Here is a 20,096-nt window from a genome sequence, read left to right on the forward strand (position 1 = left end):
ACCTTTATCCAATACTTATCGGTTTGAAAGCAACATTACTTTGGCCAACGTTCCTTCTTTTGGGAGTTTTGTCCCTATCCTCCGAGGAAGGCAAAAAAAACGTTATTAAAAAATCAGATTCCATATATACCACCGTGGTCTTTTCAGATGAATTTGATTATTCAGGGAGTCCCGATACCCATAAATGGCACCATCAAGTGATCCCGCCCGAAAATGGTGGCTGGTACAACGATGAGTTGCAACATTACACGGACAGGATCAAAAATTCAGAGGTCATGGATGGCTCCCTCTTTATCAGGGCTTACAAAGAACCTTACACCATTGATGGTTCCACCAAATCCTATACCTCTGCCCGGTTGAACGCCAAATTTGAGTTTACCTATGGTAAAGTAGAGGTGCGAGCCAAACTCCCAACTGAGGACGGTACTTGGCCGGCCATCTGGACGTTGGGCGCCAACGTGAACGAAACGGGAAATTATTTTGGCGACCTATTCGGCAAAGTAGGTTGGCCACTTTGTGGGGAAATCGATATTCTGGAGCAGACCGGATGGGACAAGAACACCACTATTTCCCATTTTCATTGGGGAGACCTTAACACCAAGGAATATAAAAATGAAGGGGGTACGTTATCCTTTCCCGAATCTGAGGATGGGTTCCATATTTTTTCCATGGAATGGACGGAAAAAAGCATCAAGACCTTTGTGGATGGCAATTTGGTATATGAATTGCTCAATGATGATGACAAACCCTTCAACCATGGTCATTATTTGATCCTAAACCTTGCTATAGGCGGTAATTTGGGTGGAGAGGTGTCGAATTCCTTAACGGAGGCTAGCTTTGAAATCGATTACGTAAGGATTTATCAATAAATTATTGACCCAACTCCTTGGCTTCAAATCCCACTAGCTCTTGGTTTTCAAACCTTGCCGTCACTTCAATGGGATTGCAGCATACTTCACAATCTTCCACATAGGTCTGTCTCGACACGGAAAAGTCCAAAAGAAACGAAATTTCTTCCCAACAATACGGACATTGGAAAAAATGCTCGTACATGGCCTAAAATTCTACATTGAGCAGTTGACCGCTTACCTGCAACATAACCAGTTCGGCCAGTTTTGCATTGTACTTGGCCTGACTCTTGGCAAGTTCGGCATTCAACAAGTTCAATTGGGCCTGCCTAAACTCAATGGAAGTCACCCGACCCAATTTGTAGCGCTCATCAGTACGGTTAAAATTGTTCTGGTTGGTCTGAAGGTTCTTTTCCTGTACCTCCAACACATACAAAGCATTGGAATAACTGTCCCATGCATTGCGGATATCGCGTTCCACCTCCAACGCTATCTGCTTCTTCGCAAGCTCTTGGTTCGCAAAGTTGATCTTGGCATTCTTGATACCCGTTATGGTACTTCCACCATCAAAAAGGTTCCAGGACAAATTGATGGACCCGGTAACCCCTGTGGAGGTATTCTGCAAGGTAAAGGCCAAAGGACTATTGTTGTTGGACTCGTTCCAACCATAGGTACCGGTAAGACCTATGGTGGGCAAAAACCCGCTTCTGGCCACCTTAATGCTGTAATCGCTAATGTTGATATCCTTTTCCACAATCTGAAGTCTGACGTTGTTCATTTTAGCCTCGTTGTACATGCTTTCCATTTGGAGGCCAGGAATAAAATTAACGGTGGTATCGGCCACAAAAAGTTCCGTAAGGTCCCTGTTCAAAATCAAATTCAAGTCGCGCATAGTGTTACGAAGTAGCTGTCTGGAATTCAATAAATTGATACTGTCCGTATTGATATCCACTTCGGCGTTCAGTACGTCCAGCCCGGTATTCTGTCCATATTCAAATTGATATTGGGCCCTTTTTAGCCGATCCTTTGAAATTTCCATGGCCTGTTCCAAGGTATGGGTGTTTTCGGTCAAACGGGCCACTTCATAATACACTGTGAACAATTGAAGAATGGTATTTTCTATGGTCTGGCGAACCTGAAGTTCCGTTTGTTGGGATCGCTCCTGAAAACTTTTGTAATTGTAATGCCGACCCAATCCATCGAATAAGACATAGTTCACGTTTACCGAGGCATTGTACCGACGGGTCTCCGCTCCTTCTGCGGTCCTGGTGTCGCCATTGGCCAATACCCCTTCGGAGTTTTGCTTATCAATGCTTCCACCTGCATTGGCAGTCACTGTTGGTAGATAGCCCGAATTCAGGATATTGGCATTATTATCGCCAATTAGTTTGGCGTTCTTGGCCACCTGTATGCTCAAGTTGTTCTCCAAGACCATATCGATGGCTTCTTCCTTGGAAAGTACCTGATCTTGCGCATGCACATAAAGACCAAAAATCAAAAATAACAGTAATGTATATTGACGCATCTTTTTCATTATCGTGTGGTCTCTTCTTCTATTGAGGTTCCGTGTTCTTCAGTGTTCATTCCATTTTGGCTCAGGCCATTGCTACTGGGGAGGCTTTCCTTTTCCAACAAAATCTCTTCATCCCGTTCCCTTATGGCCCGCTCCACCTCCTCTGGTGTCACTTTCTCCCCTGTCCACAGTCTTTTTGCCAAGACTTTTACGCTGTTTCCAAAGGAAAGAAACAAGGGAAGCATCAACAACGTGAGAATCGTGGCAAACGCAATTCCGTAAGCAATGGATATGGCCATAGGCTTTAGGAACTGTGCCTGTCTACTTTTTTCCAAAAGTAACGGTGCCAAACCTGCAATGGTGGTGGCAGAGGTTAGAAATATGGCCCTAAAACGGGAGCGTCCGGCTTCGTATAATGCTTCGTCAAACTTTAAACCATTTCTTAGGTTGATGTTGAACTTACCAATCAATACCAATCCATCGTTCACCATGATCCCGATAAGGGCAATGATTCCCAACATGGAAAGGATGTTGATGGGAAAACCATGGATCCAGTGTCCCCAGGCCACTGCCGTTAAACTGAAGGGCACCAAAAGAATCAACAATAATGGTTGGCTAATGCTCCTAAAGGTAAAGGCAATGGTAATAAAGATGAGAAACAAAATCACCGGTCCCACAAACCCCAGGGAACCAAAAAGTTTATTGGCCTCCCTATTCTGTCCTTCATAGGATGGGGAAATGGAAGGATATTTGGACACTATCTCAGGCATCACCTCGCTCCTGATCCATGCCATGGCATCGGTACCACTAGTAGTCTCAGGGTCGGTCAGGTCTGAGGAAACTTGGATTTCCCTTCGGCCATCCAAGTGGTTGATGGCCACATCCCCACGTTCAATGGTATAGGTGGCGATTTCGGTAAGCGGTATCCGGTCGCCGTTAGGTGCCACGATGCGCATTTCATCCAAATCCGTGATGGAAGATCGATTCTCACGGTCATAACGCACCCAAACCCTAATCTCATCCTGTCCCCTTTGGAAACGTTGCGCCTGTGTCCCAAAAAAACCAGATCTCACCTGGTTCATGACGGTTCTTAAATCCAATCCCAATAAATAGGCATTTTCCTTGAGTTGCAACCGTATTTCCTTGATACCTGCTGGGTCGTTATCCGTAACGTCCTTCAAGTTGGCATTGTTGAGCATGGCCTGTTTCAATTCGTCCTTGGCCGCCTTCAATTCCGCAATATTGTTCCCTAACAGAGATACCGAAACCGGGCTACCTCCAAAATTTCCTCCAGAACCGTATATCAAACTTTCCACACCGATCACTGGCCCCACAAGCTCCCGGAGCCTACTGGTAACCATATCGGCGCGAATATTGTCAGGCCTTTCCTCTCCCGGCAAAAGATTGATTTCCAATCTTGCCGCAGAGGAACCTGGTCCCAAATTTTTGATCATGTTCACAAAGAGCATTTTGTCCATGCCCTTTAAATATTTTTCGGTGAGTTCCTCGTTCACAATATGTGCCTTTTCCTGGATCAAACTGATAATGGAATCGGTCACCTTTTCATTTGTTCCATTGGGCATACGGAGCTGAATGGAAATCTGGTCGCTGGCCACCATGGGAAAGAATGCGGTTCGTACCACTCCCCCTCCAATAGACCCAAAGGTGAGTACCAAGGCCATAAAGAAAAGGGCAAACGTCAATATTTTATATTGAAGGGTAAACCTTAGGGCCGGACCATACCATCTATCCCGCATAAAGGACATGATGTTATCCCCAATTTTATTGATGACCCGTAACTTGGCAAAAACTTGGGCAATCCCTGTTTTTGGGGAACTGTCCTGTTTATGAAGCGCCTTGGAGTGGGCCAAGTGTGCAGGCAGTATAAGCAGTGCCTCGACCAAGGAGACAATTAGGGTCAAGATTACGATAACCGAGACTTCCCCAAAAAATTCCCCAATACGGCTGTCCAAGAACAAAAAGATGGAAAATGCCAAAACGGTGGTAATGATGGCCGATAGAATAGGGGGTATCACCTCCATAGTCCCATCAATAGCTGCCCGAACCGGAGGTTTACCATCTTCGTAATGCTGATAGATATTTTCCGCGATCACAATCCCGTCATCCACCAAAATACCGATCACAATGATCATCCCGAACAACGATAACACATTGATGGTTACATTGAACATGGGTGCAAAGATGAACATACCCAAAAAGGCGATGGGAAGTCCAAAAGCTACCCAAAAGGCCAAGCGGGTGTTGAGAAAAAGGGACAGGAATGCCAAAACCAAAAGCATCCCCATAATGGCATTATCCCTCAACAATTCTGTACGTTGGTTCAGTGTTACCGACCTATCGTCGATTACCTGCAACTGTACATTGGTGTATTTTTCGTTGAAATCCTTGATGTATTCTTTCACATTGTCCGAAGAGCCCAACAAATCTTCCGTATTGGTACTGGTAATGGTGATGTTCACCGCCAGTTCCCCGTTGAAGTATGACGCATTGGGTGTTTCAGAGAAACGGTCACGGATGGTGGCCACATCCTTCAAACGAACCGTGCGGCCATCACTATCTCCACGGACCACAATATTGGAAAGTTCATCCCCGTAATACGAACGGTTATTGGCACGGATAAGGTACTCTTCCGTATCCGTCTTGATATTACCGCCCGTAACCAATATGTTATGGTTGGCTACGGCCTGAGCCACTTCACTGAAGGAAAGGTCGAACGCCAAAAGCCTATTCTCATCTACGGCAATCTCGATTTCCTCATCCGGGTACCCATCAATCTGAATTTGGGAGATTCCGTCAATGGCCCTCAGGTCATTTTCAATTTGACGACCAATCTGCTTTAAGGTTGCCAAGGGAATATCCTTCCCACTTATGGCAAAACTTATGGTAGGCCGAACGGCTTCCTGTTTGGCCACGATCAAGGGTTCCATTCCAGTGGGAAAAGTGGGCACACGATCCACTGCATTTTTCACTTCCAAAAGCATGAAATCCACTTCCCTGCCTTTCTCTATCTCCACGTTGATGGACCCGCTGTTTTCCCTAGAGGTGGACGTTACCCGTTCCACGCCTTCCAACCCTTTTAGGTTGTCCTCTATCTTTAGGACAATACCTTCCTCAATCTCTTGCGGAGATGCTCCTGGATAGGTAATGGTGATTAAGATATTCTTGGATTCCGAAAGCGGGAAAAAGGAGGATTTTAAGGACAACATCCCCACAATCCCGAACACGACGAATGCCAATATAAATATATTGACCGCCATGTGGTATTTTATAAAATACGAGATAACCTTTCTCATGGTTGGGCTTTTGGGGATTTGCTTTCATCATACACTTTCACCAACATACCCGCATAGGCACCGGACAATGGCTTGGAAACTATAACTTCCCCATCAGGGACATTTTTGAGCACTACCGTCTTATCCGTAAAGTAAATGGGGTCCACGTACATCAAATCCAAAATGGAATCCTTCACCACAAAGATCTGGTCATTATCCAGTAATAGGGAACGGTTGATCTCAATGGCATTGGCTTCTTCCCTCGCCTCAAGGCTTGCTTCAAGATATTGGCCTTCTTTCAGGTCGTCGCCATCCACTTCTATGGATACGGTTATGGTCTGGGAACCTTGGTCTACCCTTCCATTTACACGTGTAACCTTACCCGCATATTTATTGGTCCTATCCAAATTGTAGAGTTCTACTTCCTTGCCCACTTTTAAGAAATCCCCATAGGTTTTACTTACGGAAACTTCAAGTTCATATTCGCCTATATTGATGAATTCCCCAAGCTTTTGCCCGGACCTGATCAAGGTACCTTCAGTGACCAAGGCTTCGGTAAGCACCCCATTGAAAGGAGCCGCAATGGTATATTTTGAAAGACGTTGTTCCAAATTCTTTACATTGTAGTAGTTGGAGACAATCAACCTTCCTGTTATAAAGAATTTTTCCTTTTCCGAACTCATTTCGGGCAAGGGGGGAGTGGTTTTTTCAATGTCGAAACTATTCAGATAGTCCTGCCACTTTGGATAAATTTCGGGATAGTCCAACCTAAGGTCGGGCATAATGGAGGTAAGCAAATTGTATAGACTGCTCTTTGCCGATTGTACGGAAGCATAATATTCATCGGCATCAATGCGAATAAGCGTTTGTCCAGCAGTATACTCCTGCCCAGTCCTGAAAAGCTTACTCCCAGGACGGAACACGCCCTGCACCTCGGAGTAGAGCTCTACTCGCTTTTTGGCTTTCAAGTTTCCGTTTGCGGGCACTACAAGGGGAACCGTTCTATTTTTAACGGTATCCACAAAAACGGTCTTGACCACTTTTGGGGACTGTGGCCTTCTATTGTCCTTACTGCCGGCAATCAAGCCAGCAAAATACAAGGAAGCCAAAATGATGATGCCGCCTGCAACGGCGGAGATGATGAGCTTTCGCATGAGTCAGTTGAATTAGTCGCTGCAAAACTATTCGCTACATTTTTTACAATGGTTAAAGAAATCTTAAAATGTTTCCTTAAACATACAAACAAAAAAGGGGATACATCCCTGTATCCCCAAACCAAACAAACTAAAGTAATAACTAACTACTCATTATTTTCATTGTTTTCATCGTCCTCGAATTTGGTATCCGCCATTCTTGAACGATCAAACTCAATACTGTTAAACCTAGGATTAAGCGATTTATCATCTGTATCGAACACCAAAAACTGCTTGGTGTCCATGGCTTTCAGGCCTGTGTAAGAATTGAACCTATTGTTCTGAAGTTGCAAAATCTGCAAGCTTGCCAATTGTGAAAATTCCACGGGAATCTCACCACCCAGTTGGTTATTGGCCAATACCAGTTCCTTCAATTGGCCCAAATTCCCTATTTCTGCTGGAATCTCGCCTTCCAGGCTGTTCTCAAACAAACCAAGGGCTTGCAACTTGGAAAGGTTCCCGATCGATTTTGGGATGATTCCCTTCAAGTTATTGCTGGACAAATTGAGTTCCTTCAAGTTTTGGATGTTGCCAAAGGTTTCAGGAATAGGTCCGGTCAAAAAATTGTTGAACATGGAAAAAACTTCCAAATTCTTAAGCTGTCCTATTTCTTGGGGTATCGCCCCTTTGATCCTGTTCATTTCCAAACGGAACTCTTTCAAGCTTTCAAGCTTCACGATATCCTTGGGAAGTACACCGGTGATATTGTTGAAGGCCAAATTTAAACGAGTCAGGTACTTTAACTTACCAATACTTTCTGGCAAAACTCCATCCAAATTGTTCATGAAAAGGGTTATTCCTACAACATGTCCTTCCTTGACCTCAATACCTTTCCATGTTTCCACAGAGGCATCAAGGTTCCAAGTCACCTTCCACTGCTCTCCTTTGGTACTATTATAAAGGTCTATCAGTGCATCCTTCTCCCTTTGGGAAACTTGTCCGTTTGCTAGTGACAATCCAACCGAGACTGTCAATAAAAAGAAGAAAATAGCCAATCTTTTCATCCAAATACTTATTTATATGCAAGGAATTTACTTACAAAGTAATAAGAATATGAAAAAACTTACAAATTAAATCGGCGAACTGACAGGATTTTGTTGTGAAGCCGTCCAATTCTGTGGTCAGATACATAAAGTGCTGATTATCCTATGGCTTCCAGCTCGTTGGAGATGTTTTCCCAATCTTCCATATGGGCCTCCAATTCTTTCTTTTTACCCTGATATCTGTCAAAAAAACCAGGCTTGGCGATGGTAGTGTCGTAGTCCATGAGCAGTTCATGGTCAATATCGGCAATTTCCTTTTCCAACTGGGAAATCCTTTTTTCCACACCGCTCAATCTGTTCTTTAGCGACTTCAATTTCTTTTGGGTATGGTAATCGTTCTCTTTGGTTTCCGGTTGAAGTTTTTCCTCTACCTTCTTCTCCCCCTTTTCAATTTTTCTGAAGTCATCTACCTTTCGTTGTTCCAGATAAAAGTCAATATCACCCAGATATTCCTTGATGTTGCCATCCTTGAACTCGTATACCCGATCGGTCAGTCCTTGGAGAAAATCCCTGTCGTGGGATACCAAAATTAACGTTCCTTCAAAGTTTTGAAGGGCCTGTTTCAACACATTTTTGGATTTGATGTCCAAGTGGTTGGTAGGTTCGTCCATGACCAGCACATTGAACGGCTGCAACAACATTTTGGCCAACGCCAATCGGTTGCGTTCCCCTCCGGAGAGGACCTTAACATACTTTTCCACATCATCGCCACGGAACAAAAAAGATCCCAAAATATCCCTGACCTTGCTCCTATTGCTTTCATTGGCAGCATCGATCATGGTATCAAGAATGGTCTTGTTGCCATCCAAATATTCCGCTTGATTTTGGGCAAAATACCCCAATTGCACATTGTGCCCTGTCTTTACATTGCCATGATAGTCCAGTTCCCCAACCATGATTTTGGCCAAAGTAGTCTTGCCCTGTCCGTTCTGCCCAACAAAAGCGGTCTTGCTCCCACGCTCCACCAACAGGTCTACCCCTTCCAACACTTTTTTGGAACCGTAATGTTTGGAAAGGTTTTCCACCTCGGCAACTACTTTTCCTGGGGTTACGGACACTGGAAAACGAACGGTCATGACACTGCTGTCCTCTTCATCCACCTCAATGCGCTCCAACTTGTCCAACTTTTTAATGAGCGACTGGGCCATGGAAGCCTTACTGGACTTGGCCCTGAACTTTTCAATCAAGCGTTCGGTCTGCTGGATCTGTTTTTCTTGGTTTTTTTGGGCACTCAACTGTTGCTCCTTGATCTCTTTCCGCTGTTCCAAAAACTTGGTATAAGGCTTGTTGTAGTCATAAATCCTGCCCAATGAGATCTCTATGGTGCGGTTGGTCACATTGTCCAGGAACATTCTATCGTGCGAAACGATGACCACGGCCCCTGAGTAATTGTTCAAAAACTGCTCCAACCAAATGATGGATTCAATATCTAAGTGGTTGGTAGGCTCATCCAACAACAACACATCATTGCTTTGTAAAAGGAGTTTGGCCAATTCAATACGCATTCGCCATCCACCTGAAAAGGTATCGGTAAGTTTTTCAAAATCCTCCCTTTTAAAACCAAGCCCCAACAACACCTTTTCGGTATCCCCTTGATAGTTGTAGCCGCCCAAAATCTCATAACGGTGGGTCACGTCGTTCAGGTCTACCATCAATTGGTGATAACCTTCACTTTCATAATCGGTACGTTCTGCTAAAGCGGTGTTGATTTCGTCCAATTTCAGTTCCAGTGACTTGATCTCGGCAAAAGCTTGGTACGATTCTTCCAGAACCGTTCTTCCTTCTTCAAAGTCGATATCCTGCTTCAAGAAACCGATCTTGATGTCCTTTTCCATGGCAATGGTACCTTCATCCGGACGCATTTCCTTGGAAAGCAATTTAAGCATGGTGGATTTACCGGCCCCGTTTTTCCCTATCAGACCCACCCTATCTCCCCCATTCAAACGGAATGAGATTTCTTCAAAAAGGTATTCGCCCCCAAAGGCTACGGAAAGGTTGTGAACATTTAGCATTTTATGTGACCTGAATTACATAACAAAACTTGCAGTATCTTTACTTTTGCGTAAAAATCGGTGCAAATGTTAAAAAAAGGAACCAAACTCTACAGCATTTTAACAGGAAGTTGCCCTAGGTGCCATGAGGAAAGCATGTATCAGACCTCTAATCCCTATGCACTTTCCCAAATTTTTAAAATGCACGAGCGGTGTTCACACTGTGGTTTGAAATACAAGATCGAACCTTCTTTCTTTTACGGTGCCATGTATGTGAGCTATGCTGTGGGTATTGCTTTTGCCGTTGCCGCTTTTGTGATTTCCTTCCTCTTTATCGGAACTTCTTTGAAGACCGCATTCATTTCCATTGTGGCCACTTTGGTGGCTTTCATGCCTTTGATCATTAGATTGTCCCGAAACATTTGGATCAATTTCTTTATCAAGTATGATTCCCATGCCGTGGAACACCATCACCCTGTAAAAGGTTAATTTCCGTAGTATTTTTTCGTGAAGCGCTGAATATCGATTTCAGGGTCGAGTGCTACTCCTTTTTCAATATAGTCGAACAATTGTCCAGAGGCATAGGGAGCAATGAGCACTCCTCTGGAACCAAATCCGTTCAACACATAAAAATTATGATGCTCGGGATGCCTGCCTACCAAAGGCCTGCGATCCACCACCGTAGGGCGAATGCCTGCCACATGGTCCACAATATCAAAATCGCATTTTAGAAAGGTGACCAATTTTTCCAGAAGTTCGTTCTTAGATTCCTCAGTAGGTTCATTGGTCTTGTCCTTCCATTTGTAAGTAGCCCCTACCAAGTACTTGTCCCCGCCCATCGGAATGGTAAAAACAGACGATTTAATGACATTCCCTTCTCGGAATTCCGGTGCGGAGATGACCAAAAGTTCCCCTTTGGTCCCGTTCAGCGGAAGATATCCAAAATAAGGGTCGTCAGTAAGGCCGTATCCACATGCACAGACAATCTGTTTGGCCTTTATGCCCAGATATTCCACATGGTCTTCATGATGGGTGAGTGACGAAAATTCGAAGGTTGAACGATCAATGATGCCCTTATCCCCCAAATAGGCACCATAAGCCTTCACCAGTACGCCTGTATCTATTCTTCCCGTGTGTTTTACCTCTCCAAAGCCAAAAGGGGCGTCAATGGCAGGATTTTGGTTTGGAACCACAACAGGGGAGAGAAAATGGTCCAATCCCGGACGGTCGGCAGCCTCGAACCAACTGTTTTGCTCCTCGATGGAGGCAAATTTGCGGAGTACATGAAGGGGATGGTCCAATTTTACCCCCAGCTTTTCCTCCAATCGTTCATAAAACGGTTTGCCCCATTCCAATTGATCCTTGGCCTTCCATGCCATGGTGAAGCGTTTCAAAATTACGGGGTTGTAGAGTCCGCCCGCCACTTGGGATGCCTGTTGCGAACGATCCGCAATAACCTTAAAGGTTTTGCCTTCTCTTTCCAGTACTTCACAAAAGGAAATCCCGGCCAATCCCATACCTACCACTATATAATCCAACATAGATCAAAATTAGCCATATGTGCCTTGCTGACCACATGGGTCAAGAAAATTTTTACAAAAAAAACGCCGCACTAGTGTGCGGCGTAATTTGTAATGAATTGGAAATTTGTTTTTATAGGCTAGTAAGCCCACATATCCTGCTCTCTGTCCCTAATGGATTCTTTAATCCTTTGGGCCTCAAGCAATTGGAACAAGGCATTGTCAAAAATGTAATCGTCGATTTTACGATCTTCATGTACGTTTTCCTCTTTGTAGATCACCCCGTTGAAACGTCTTGCGTTCAACAGCATGTCAAAGGAAAGGGGTCTTGCAGAGTTTCTCTGGTTGTACACCTTGGCCTCGTGCAAAATTTGCCTGGCCGCAGGGAACCAAACCCAGAACAATTCAACTTTGTTGGAATTTGGATCTACAGACTCGTCGTCAATAAAGTTCACATCGGGAGCAACGGGTGCAATCCCCAACAAACGATATTTAAGCTCTCCCTGGCGCTTATCAAAATACCAGATACCTTTTATGTGGTACTCCTCAATGTCCGCAGCGGTAAGATCCCTTTTATTGATAAACTCAGGGGAAATTTGCTCACCGGCATTCATTTGTTCGTAACCAAGGTCCGTGGTATCGATTTTGCTCAAGGTCGCAGAAAGATCTTCCAGTTTCCTTTTTTCGGTGAAATAGGAATCCGTATAAATTTCTGTGAGCTTTCCATTTCTGATGTTCTTCATCAGAACGTGGTATAAAGACCTTCTGTCTGCCCCGATACCAATGGTATCGGTGGGGTAGTACAGCGGAAAGTTGACACGCTCGTCCAGGTCGATGATCTCCCAAACGGTCTTGGACCAAAGGATATCCCTATCATCCACGTAACCGTACTTAAGGGGCTCATCGGCGTCCTGCTCTATTTGAGCTTCGGTCTTTTTGCCAATATCACTGGGCAACTTGGCATTCAAGATGTTTGCCTGACCCATCATTGATACGGGCAACACGCCCAACAATCCGATTATTAATGCATTTTTCCAATTCATGATCACTTGTATACTTTTATACTTTATTAGTTTGTAAGCTCAACCACAACAGGAGATACTTTCTTCAACTTGTAGCTCTTGTTATTGGTGATATACGCTTGGATATCAAATATCTGGATGGCATCGCCCCTACCAGCTCTTCTAAGAGCAGATTTGGCCCTTGCATCCAATTTATTTCCGCTAACCACTACGGTAGGCTGACCAGGAACTTTGAACTTGAATTCGCTAACGGCAAGGTTCAAATCGAAATCGAAGTCTTCCAACATGGCACTTACAGTGGAAATCTCAAGGTTGCTCCTTGGCATCTGGATGCTACCAGCCTCACCACGAACGGTACCGCTAGGTCTTGGAATATCCTTGATACGGAACTCTGACTTGGTAGAGATACCTTTACCATCTGGCAAAGTACCGGAAGCGGTGATGGTCACCGTTCTACCTGTACCTGGGTTCATGATGTAGTTGCTTCCGCTTCTTCTGGTCAAACCAGCGGCAGACGCCGTTACTTTGTTATCAGGAATACCAGGAATGGAGATGGTCATTGGGTTGGCCACACCACGGTATACCACATTCATCTTATCCGCAGAGATAACCGCTGCATTAGGCATGGAGATGGTGGCAAAAGTGTTGTTCACTTCCACAGGCACCTCGTTACCGTCCTGCATGTAGGTCATGGTTCCTTTGATGGTATGGTCACCAGGGGTACCGGCACTGATCAACATTTTGATACCACCAGCTTCCAAAGCGTAATCTGTCCCTTCTTTCAATGGTCTACCATCCAAGGTCAATTCAGCTTTTACCGGAGTAGAGGTCTTGTCAGTCTTGCTAACAATGATCTTACCATCGTATTTTTCACCAGCGTAGTATGCTGTTTTAGGAGCGGACAATGTACTTGCAAAGTTTGTAAGGGATACAGCAGCCGTAAGGTTACCTTCCAAAAGGTTTTTCAATACCTCTTGTTCGGTAGTTTTAATATCGGATTGCAATTGGGTCAACTTGGTCAAAGAGGCTACTAATGGAAACCCTTCATAATGATAGTTGATCCAATCTTGACGGGTACCATCCCTTTTCTTCACTTTTCCGTCGGCATCACCAGTTGCGAAACGAGTCTTTACAGCTTCCTTAACAGCAGTAAATTTATCTTCGGGCAACGTATTGATCACACCTTCACGGTAATCATTGATCTGCTTCATGAACTCTTTTCCTTCTGGGCCTAAATTATCGCCTTGGAAGAATTTTTGGTCCAAGTAATCAGATTTGTCCATGACCACATAATCCTTTGGATCTTCAAGATCCTTGGTCATTGCTTTCTTCAATCCTTCCAAATAGTTGTAGTACGTATCGGAAAGTTCTTTGATCTTTTGAGCATCTTGGTAAAGTTCACCGTACTCTTCAGCATTTTCCTCTGCCTTTGTGCCCAAGCTGGCCAAAAAGTCAGAATTGCTTGCATCCATGTTCGTGTTTGAAGTTTCCAGCTTTTCGTTCATAAGTCCGAAAGCTGCAAGAACCTCCTTGCTCATATTCAGGGCCAACATCGCGATGAAGATCAAGTACATAAGGTTGATCATCTTCTGACGTGGTGTTTGTTTTCCTCCTGCCATGTTTTCTAATTAGATTTTAAAATTAATTTGATTTGGGTTTGTCTTTTGTTGATCAAAACTTCTAATTAGTTTCTACCACCCATGGCGGAAAGCATACCTCCGTAAACTCCGTTCAAAGAAGATAGGTTGGTGGCCAAAGATTCCATTTGATCTTTCAAGGCACCTGCATTCTGTACCACTTCCTCGTTGATGGATGCTTGACGGCTAGCGCTTTCCAACTGTACTTTGTACAAGCTGTTCAAAGACTCCATTTGAGCGGCAGCGTGTGACAACTCTTCAGAGTATTTTTTGGTGTGTTGGATAGCATCTGTAGTAGGTGCGATATTTTTAGCGGCACCTTCAAAACTCTTGATGCTTTCGCCCAAGCTAGAGAATAGATTGGCATCGATATTGGCTTCTTTAAGCAATTCGTCCAATTTTCTGGAAAGGATACCTTCTGCTTCCTTAGCATCTTTGGCATCTTGCTTTTTGCTGGCGGTTTGTTGACCACCTGCCAACTCTGGGTAAACCAAAGCCCAATCGTATTCGTCATCTACTGGTTCAAATGCACTGATAGCAAAGATCAATGCTTCGGTAATAAGTCCAACCGCAAGAAGAAGTCCACCTGTAAGGGGTCCAAACTCCCAGTGAAGGATCTTGAACAATGCACCAATAATTACTACCGATGCTCCAAGCCCGTAGGCCATGTTAAACAATTTTTTTGTTGATTTTGACTGTGCCATAATTCTAGTTTTAATTAAGTTATATAAATAAGTATTTGGTTACAAACTTTGATTTATATAATGCTCTCGATAAATTTTTATTTATAATCCACTCCTTCCGTTGGTCGAGTCTTCCTCTCCCATGTAATCCTGTACCGTTCTGAAGCCGATATAGCTCCTTGCAGAATCTTGGTACTCATAGTCCCTGGTGCTCACTTGAAGGAAATAAGCAACATCCTTCCAAGATCCACCTCGTATTACCTTTCTTTTGTTCTGGCCCGATCCCACGTTGGGGTTCATGGTTGAAAGATAATCGTATGCGTTTTGGTCAAAACTGGAATTGGTCCATTCCGAAACGTTTCCTGCCATATTGTACAAATTGTAATCGTTCGGTTCAAACGATTTGGCCTCCACGGTATACAGTGCTGCATCCGCGGCATAATCACCACGCTGTGGCTTAAAGTTGGCCATGAAACAACCGGTATCACTGATTACGTATGGACCACCCCATGGGTAGGTTCCACCTTCAATACCACCTCTTGCGGCATATTCCCATTCGGCCTCTGTTGGCAATCTGAACTGGTTCACGAACTGTTTGCCTCGGGATTTTTGATCGTCATTCTTGAATTTGGTCCTCCAGTTACAGAACGCTTTGGCCTGCATCCAGTTTACACCCACTACAGGATAATCACTGTAGGCATCGTGCCAGAAGTAGTCATTGTGCATGGGTTCGTTATAGGAATATTCAAAATCCTTGATCCAAACTGTGGTATCGGGATAGATCTCCAATTCTTCATGTCTGATAAAATCTTTACGTCCTCCAGTCTTGGCCCTAGCGGCCGCTTCAATGTCCATCCAGTTGTACTTGTACTTCAACTTGGTCACATCAATGGACCTTAGGCCGTTATAGCTTTCTTCTTCAGGAAGATAAATGGAATCCATTACTTCGGAATAGTATTCATCTGGATATTCGGAAGTATCCCAGATCAAATCCACATCCTTGTTCAATGCCCTTCCTTCATAGCCTGTTTCACCAAGTCCGGCATAGTTGTCGAGCATGTATTTGTCATAAGCGGAAAGCTCGGTGGTGTCAGTATCCTTAAAAGCATACTCTCCGATACCTTCATCTTCCGGTCCAATGCCAAGTTCATCGGCCAAGATGGCCAATCTGGTCCTTACAATGGAATCCTTTACCCACTCCACAAACTGACGGTATTCGCTGTTGGTGATTTCCGTATCGTCCATATAAAAGGAACGAACGGTTACCGTTCTTGTCGGAGCGTTCAATACTTTCGCCTGATCCTCCTCAGCCTTACCCATTACAAAGGCGCCGCGGGGAATCAGTTCCATCCCATAGGGTTTTTCTGGATGCCATTGTTTTCCACTGACCCCAACTAGTTCACCTTTTGACCTTGATTTAGAGCCACAACTGCTTAGCAAAAAAACAAGTGCTAGAGATGAAAAGAATAGCTTTCTCATACTTTAGGTTAAATTATCGATTCAAGATTTTAGACTGTGAAACACATTTTCATTACTCTCAAAACTGATTTTTGAATAAATTATTGTGCAAACACAACCAATGCTCAAAATTTTAATTTGTTCAGTTAAAGCCTTTCCTGTAGGCTTTGAACCACCTTTCTGGAATAATTTGGTTGCAAGCATCCAAATAGTCCTCTTCGGTGCATGGTAATAACGCCACCGAATTTGTTTTAGTATGTTCAGCTAAAATTGATGGAACCTCTACCCACCAGCGTTCCGTAACATGGCTCTTGTAGAACACCAGTTCTTCCGAATCGGTGGGCACGGTAAATTTTGTGAAGTCTTCGCTCTTGGAGCTGGGCTGTTCCTTGATCCTGAAACTCAGCCCTTCTATAAAATACCAAATGATCTGGGCAATCATTTGAAATGCCTGGTGGGAGTTCTCCCCTTCGTAGATACCGAAAAGAGAAACCCTATCGCTAATACCGGCGTACCGGGCAATGGCACATATCTCCCTTCCCGTGAAACCATTTGGGGAAAAGTTCTTGGACATTCCTATTTCGGCGGCCCTAATGGCCCTAAGGTCCAAGCTTACGATATCGCTACTCCGCAATACAGGTTCGGCCAATCCTATGTTGTTGGCAATCTCTCCCAAACGGTATGCATCAAAGAACAATCGCTCCATAAGATCCATCTCTTCCTGCGCATTGAAATAGCTCTGGTAACCAATGTTGGAAAAGTTGAAAAGATTGTTGGGCTTATCGGTAATGATCTTGCTCATATAGGAATGCGAAGAGATCAATTCCTCATCCTCGCCAAAATCAAAACGGCTATCAATGGATACCAAGTTGACCATATCCTTGATCTTATCAAAGGCCCTGTACGTGGGATACGTAATGTCTTGGGTAAGACCGATCACAATTGGAATGATATTTTCTTCCAAAAGCCCGGCCACAATTTCCTTTACCACAAAGTAGGTGTCCTCCACGGAATCACCTTCCTCTACATCCCCTATATCTATTATGGTAGAGTTCCAATTGCCCATCATGAGCTTGTATAATTGGATACGCACCTCGTCCAAATCGAGTTTCTCAGGTTTCTTTTCAAAAGCGTTCCTAGATTCCAGGACGCCGAAAATGGCGACGTCGGCCTGGGCGAAGACGGGAAGTCCGTCCTTTTCCGTGTGCATGAAAATGTTCTTGCCCAATGCCTGTTGTGGCAACAATTCGGAATGAGCCAATACCTTGTCCGAAACAGGGATCAAAAAGTCGAACGCCATACTATTTCTTAGCTTTTGTCTTGGCTTTTTTCTTTGGTGCTTTCTTTTCGAGCAGGGCCTTGGCTTCTTCCAGTGTCATCTTGGCGGCATCCACATCTTTGGAAAGCTCCACTTTTACCCTACCTTTTATAATATTATGTCTTCCCCATCGGGCCTTTTCGATCCTAATCTTTTCCTCCGGCCACTCTTGGACCACTTTCTCGGCCTCCTTTATTTTTTTGTCCTCGATCAATTCGATCACATCGGCCTGTGACAGATGATCAAAGTCGTATTTTTTGTTCACGTTGATGAACATGCCGTCCCATTTGATGAAAGGACCAAACCTTCCCTTTCCCTTAGTCACTTCCTTACCTTCGTAAGTGGCAATAGGCGCATCGGCTTTTTCTTTTTCCTGGATCAATTCAATAGCTCGTACCAAATCTACATCGAAAGCACTTTCGCCCTGATCCAACGAGATGAACTTTTTGCCAAACCGAACATAAGGTCCATACCGGCCAACATTCGCCTCCACTTCTTCACCTTTATGCACTCCAAGCTTTCTTGGCAATTGGAAAAGTTCCATGGCTTCTTCAAAAGTGATGGTACCAATGGACTGTTCGGGCAGCAAACTGGCGAACTGCGGTTTTTCTTCCTCGTCCACCGTTCCTATCTGAACCATCGGGCCAAAGCGGCCCAACCTTACGGATACCTGTCGCCCCGTTTTGGGATCTACACCCAATACCCGTTCCCCACTAGCACGCTCAGCAGTTTCCTCAACCTCCTGTACGTTCGGATGAAAATCCTTGTAAAAGTTTTTCATCATTTGTTGCCAATCCTCTTCGCCGGCGGCAATCTCATCAAAATCTTCCTCTACCTGAGCGGTAAAATTATAATCGAGAATTTTGGTGAAATGGTTCACCAAAAAATCATTTACGATCATTCCTATGTCCGTGGGAACCAATTTTCCTTTGTCGGATCCTACCATTTCAGAGAGTTTTTGTTCCGAGAGTTTCCCAGATTCCAAAACCATCTGAACATATTTTCGCTCCGTTCCTTCAATACTGCCTTTTTCTACATAGCCCCTATTTTGGATAGTGGAAATGGTAGGCGCATAGGTAGACGGTCTTCCGATACCCAATTCTTCCAACTTTTTCACCAAAGATGCTTCGGTGTAGCGATACGGCGGACGGGTAAATCTTTCTGTTGCTGAAATGTATATGTTTTGAAGGTTTTCGCCCACACGTAGTGCAGGCAGCATACCTTCTTGCTCCTCCATATTGTCCTCGTCGTCAGTCCCTTCAAGATATACCTTAAGAAACCCGTCGAACTTAATCACCTCTCCATTAGCAGTAAACTCCTCGTTGTGGGTACTGGCCTGGATCTTCACATTGGTACGCTCCAGTTCCGCATCACTCATTTGTGAAGCAAGCGTTCTCTTCCATATCAGCTCATAAAGTTTGGACTGGTCCCGCTCCAATGATGGGGACTGCAACTTCATATCGGTAGGGCGAATGGCCTCGTGGGCCTCTTGGGCACCTTTGGTCTTTCCTGTAAAGTTTCGCACTTGGCTATACTCATCACCATAACTCTGTACAATCGCATCCTTAGCCGCAGAAAGGGCTTCATTGGAAAGATTGACACTGTCCGTTCTCATGTAGGTGATCAAACCGGCCTCATAGAGTCGTTGGGCCACCTGCATGGTACGGCTCACCGAAAAATATAGCTTTCGCGATGCTTCCTGTTGAAGTGTTGAAGTGGTAAATGGAGGTGCCGGAGATTTCTTGGCCGGTCTTTTGGCCAAATCCGCAACGGAAAATTCGGCGCCAATGTTATTTTTCAAAAATGCTTCGGCGGCGGCCTTGTTCGGGAAGGTATTGTTCAATTTGGCAGCAAAAACATTCCCTCCATCCGTTTTGAATTCCGCCTTTACACGAAATGATGCTTCAGGGCTGAATCCCTCGATTTCACGTTCGCGTTCCACGATCAAACGCACGGCAACGGACTGTACCCTACCTGCCGAAAGCCCTGGTTTTACCTTTTTCCAAAGCACCGGGGAAAGTTCATAACCCACCAATCGGTCCAAGACCCTTCGGGCCTGTTGTGCATTGACCAAATTATAGTTGATGTCCCTGGGATTCTCAATGGCCTTTTGTATGGCCGACTTGGTAATGGAGTTAAAAACGATGCGTTTGGTCTTGCTCTTGTCCAATTTCAGCTCTTCCGCCAAGTGCCAAGAAATAGCCTCTCCCTCGCGGTCCTCATCACTTGCTAGCCAGATAACTTCTGCTTTTTGTGCAAGGTCCTTGAGTTTTTTCACCAAGGTTTTCTTCTCTTTGTCTACGGTATATTTTGGCTTGAAATCGTTCTCCACATCCACTCCCAATTCCTTTGAAGGAAGGTCTACGATGTGGCCGAAACTTGACTCAACTTGATAATCTTTTCCTAGGAATCGCTCTATGGTCTTTGCCTTTGCAGGGGACTCTACAATAACTAAATTCTTTGGCATGCACAGGGTTTTGTGGTAACAAAAGTATATCAATTTTTCGATTTTGGGATTTTTGTGTAGACCATATCAAAAAAATATCCCGCTGAAAACGGGATATTTGGGTTCTTCTT

Annotated in this window: 15 protein-coding genes; 2 read left to right on the forward strand and 13 right to left on the reverse strand. The window is 44.4% G+C overall.

Annotated elements, in window-relative coordinates:
• The first annotated feature begins 23 nt into the window (after positions 1-23).
• Complete coding sequence (locus D2U88_RS09130; protein ID WP_235855764.1) at positions 24-869, forward strand: glycoside hydrolase family 16 protein; 846 nt, start codon at positions 24-26, stop codon at positions 867-869.
• A gap of 1 nt (position 870) precedes the next feature.
• Here the strand turns inward: D2U88_RS09130 and D2U88_RS09135 are convergent, their stop codons facing one another.
• The 6 genes from D2U88_RS09135 to D2U88_RS09160 all read right to left on the reverse strand — a co-directional run bounded on the left by D2U88_RS09135 (position 871) and on the right by D2U88_RS09160 (position 9,902).
• Positions 871-1,053: a CPXCG motif-containing cysteine-rich protein gene (locus tag D2U88_RS09135; RefSeq protein ID WP_119640047.1), complete on the reverse strand. Its 183-nt coding sequence runs from the start codon at positions 1,051-1,053 to the stop codon at positions 871-873.
• Positions 1,054-1,056: 3 nt separating this feature from the next.
• Positions 1,057-2,382, reverse strand: a complete 1,326-nt coding sequence (locus tag D2U88_RS09140; RefSeq protein WP_119640048.1) for a TolC family protein — start codon at positions 2,380-2,382, stop codon at positions 1,057-1,059.
• The gene (locus tag D2U88_RS09145; protein ID WP_119640049.1) at positions 2,382-5,675 is read right to left on the reverse strand and encodes an efflux RND transporter permease subunit; all 3,294 of its coding nucleotides are present in this window, start codon (positions 5,673-5,675) and stop codon (positions 2,382-2,384) included. The genes D2U88_RS09140 and D2U88_RS09145 overlap by 1 nt, the downstream gene beginning before the upstream one ends.
• Positions 5,672-6,808: an efflux RND transporter periplasmic adaptor subunit gene (locus D2U88_RS09150; RefSeq protein ID WP_119640050.1), complete on the reverse strand. Its 1,137-nt coding sequence runs from the start codon at positions 6,806-6,808 to the stop codon at positions 5,672-5,674. The genes D2U88_RS09145 and D2U88_RS09150 overlap by 4 nt, the downstream gene beginning before the upstream one ends.
• 146 nt (positions 6,809-6,954) lie before the next feature.
• On the reverse strand, positions 6,955-7,851 hold the full coding sequence (locus D2U88_RS09155; protein WP_119640051.1) for a hypothetical protein: 897 nt from the start codon (positions 7,849-7,851) through the stop codon (positions 6,955-6,957).
• A gap of 137 nt (positions 7,852-7,988) precedes the next feature.
• Positions 7,989-9,902 carry an ABC-F family ATP-binding cassette domain-containing protein gene (locus D2U88_RS09160; protein ID WP_119640052.1) on the reverse strand — a complete coding sequence of 638 codons (1,914 nt, stop codon included), beginning with the start codon at positions 9,900-9,902 and terminating at the stop codon, positions 7,989-7,991.
• 66 nt (positions 9,903-9,968) lie between these two features.
• Between D2U88_RS09160 and D2U88_RS09165 the strand changes: the two genes are divergently transcribed.
• Positions 9,969-10,370, forward strand: a complete 402-nt coding sequence (locus tag D2U88_RS09165; protein ID WP_119640053.1) for a DUF983 domain-containing protein — start codon at positions 9,969-9,971, stop codon at positions 10,368-10,370.
• Here D2U88_RS09165 and D2U88_RS09170 read toward each other — a convergent pair.
• The 7 genes from D2U88_RS09170 to topA all read right to left on the reverse strand — a co-directional run bounded on the left by D2U88_RS09170 (position 10,367) and on the right by topA (position 19,986).
• Entirely contained in the window at positions 10,367-11,422 is a 1,056-nt protein-coding gene (locus tag D2U88_RS09170; protein ID WP_119640054.1) for an NAD(P)/FAD-dependent oxidoreductase, read from the reverse strand. The two genes, D2U88_RS09165 and D2U88_RS09170, sit on opposite strands and share 4 nt — an antisense overlap.
• 119 nt (positions 11,423-11,541) lie before the next feature.
• Complete coding sequence (gene porN, locus D2U88_RS09175; protein WP_119640055.1) at positions 11,542-12,444, reverse strand: type IX secretion system ring subunit PorN/GldN; 903 nt, start codon at positions 12,442-12,444, stop codon at positions 11,542-11,544.
• A gap of 26 nt (positions 12,445-12,470) precedes the next feature.
• Positions 12,471-14,042, reverse strand: coding sequence for a type IX secretion system motor protein PorM/GldM (gene porM / locus D2U88_RS09180; protein ID WP_119640061.1), 1,572 nt, complete (start codon positions 14,040-14,042; stop codon positions 12,471-12,473).
• 65 nt (positions 14,043-14,107) lie between these two features.
• Entirely contained in the window at positions 14,108-14,764 is a 657-nt protein-coding gene (gene porL / locus D2U88_RS09185) for a type IX secretion system motor protein PorL/GldL (RefSeq protein ID WP_119640063.1), read from the reverse strand.
• A gap of 81 nt (positions 14,765-14,845) precedes the next feature.
• The gene (porK, locus tag D2U88_RS09190; RefSeq protein WP_119640066.1) at positions 14,846-16,222 is read right to left on the reverse strand and encodes a T9SS ring complex lipoprotein PorK/GldK; all 1,377 of its coding nucleotides are present in this window, start codon (positions 16,220-16,222) and stop codon (positions 14,846-14,848) included.
• A 121-nt stretch (positions 16,223-16,343) separates the two neighbouring features.
• Positions 16,344-17,501 carry a formimidoylglutamase gene (locus D2U88_RS09195; RefSeq protein WP_119640068.1) on the reverse strand — a complete coding sequence of 386 codons (1,158 nt, stop codon included), beginning with the start codon at positions 17,499-17,501 and terminating at the stop codon, positions 16,344-16,346.
• 1 nt (position 17,502) lies between these two features.
• The gene (gene topA / locus D2U88_RS09200; protein ID WP_119640070.1) at positions 17,503-19,986 is read right to left on the reverse strand and encodes a type I DNA topoisomerase; all 2,484 of its coding nucleotides are present in this window, start codon (positions 19,984-19,986) and stop codon (positions 17,503-17,505) included.
• Positions 19,987-20,096: the final 110 nt, after the last annotated feature.

This window comes from Flagellimonas aequoris (genome assembly GCF_003584165.1).
GTDB classification, from domain to species: Bacteria; Bacteroidota; Bacteroidia; order Flavobacteriales; family Flavobacteriaceae; genus Flagellimonas; species Flagellimonas aequoris.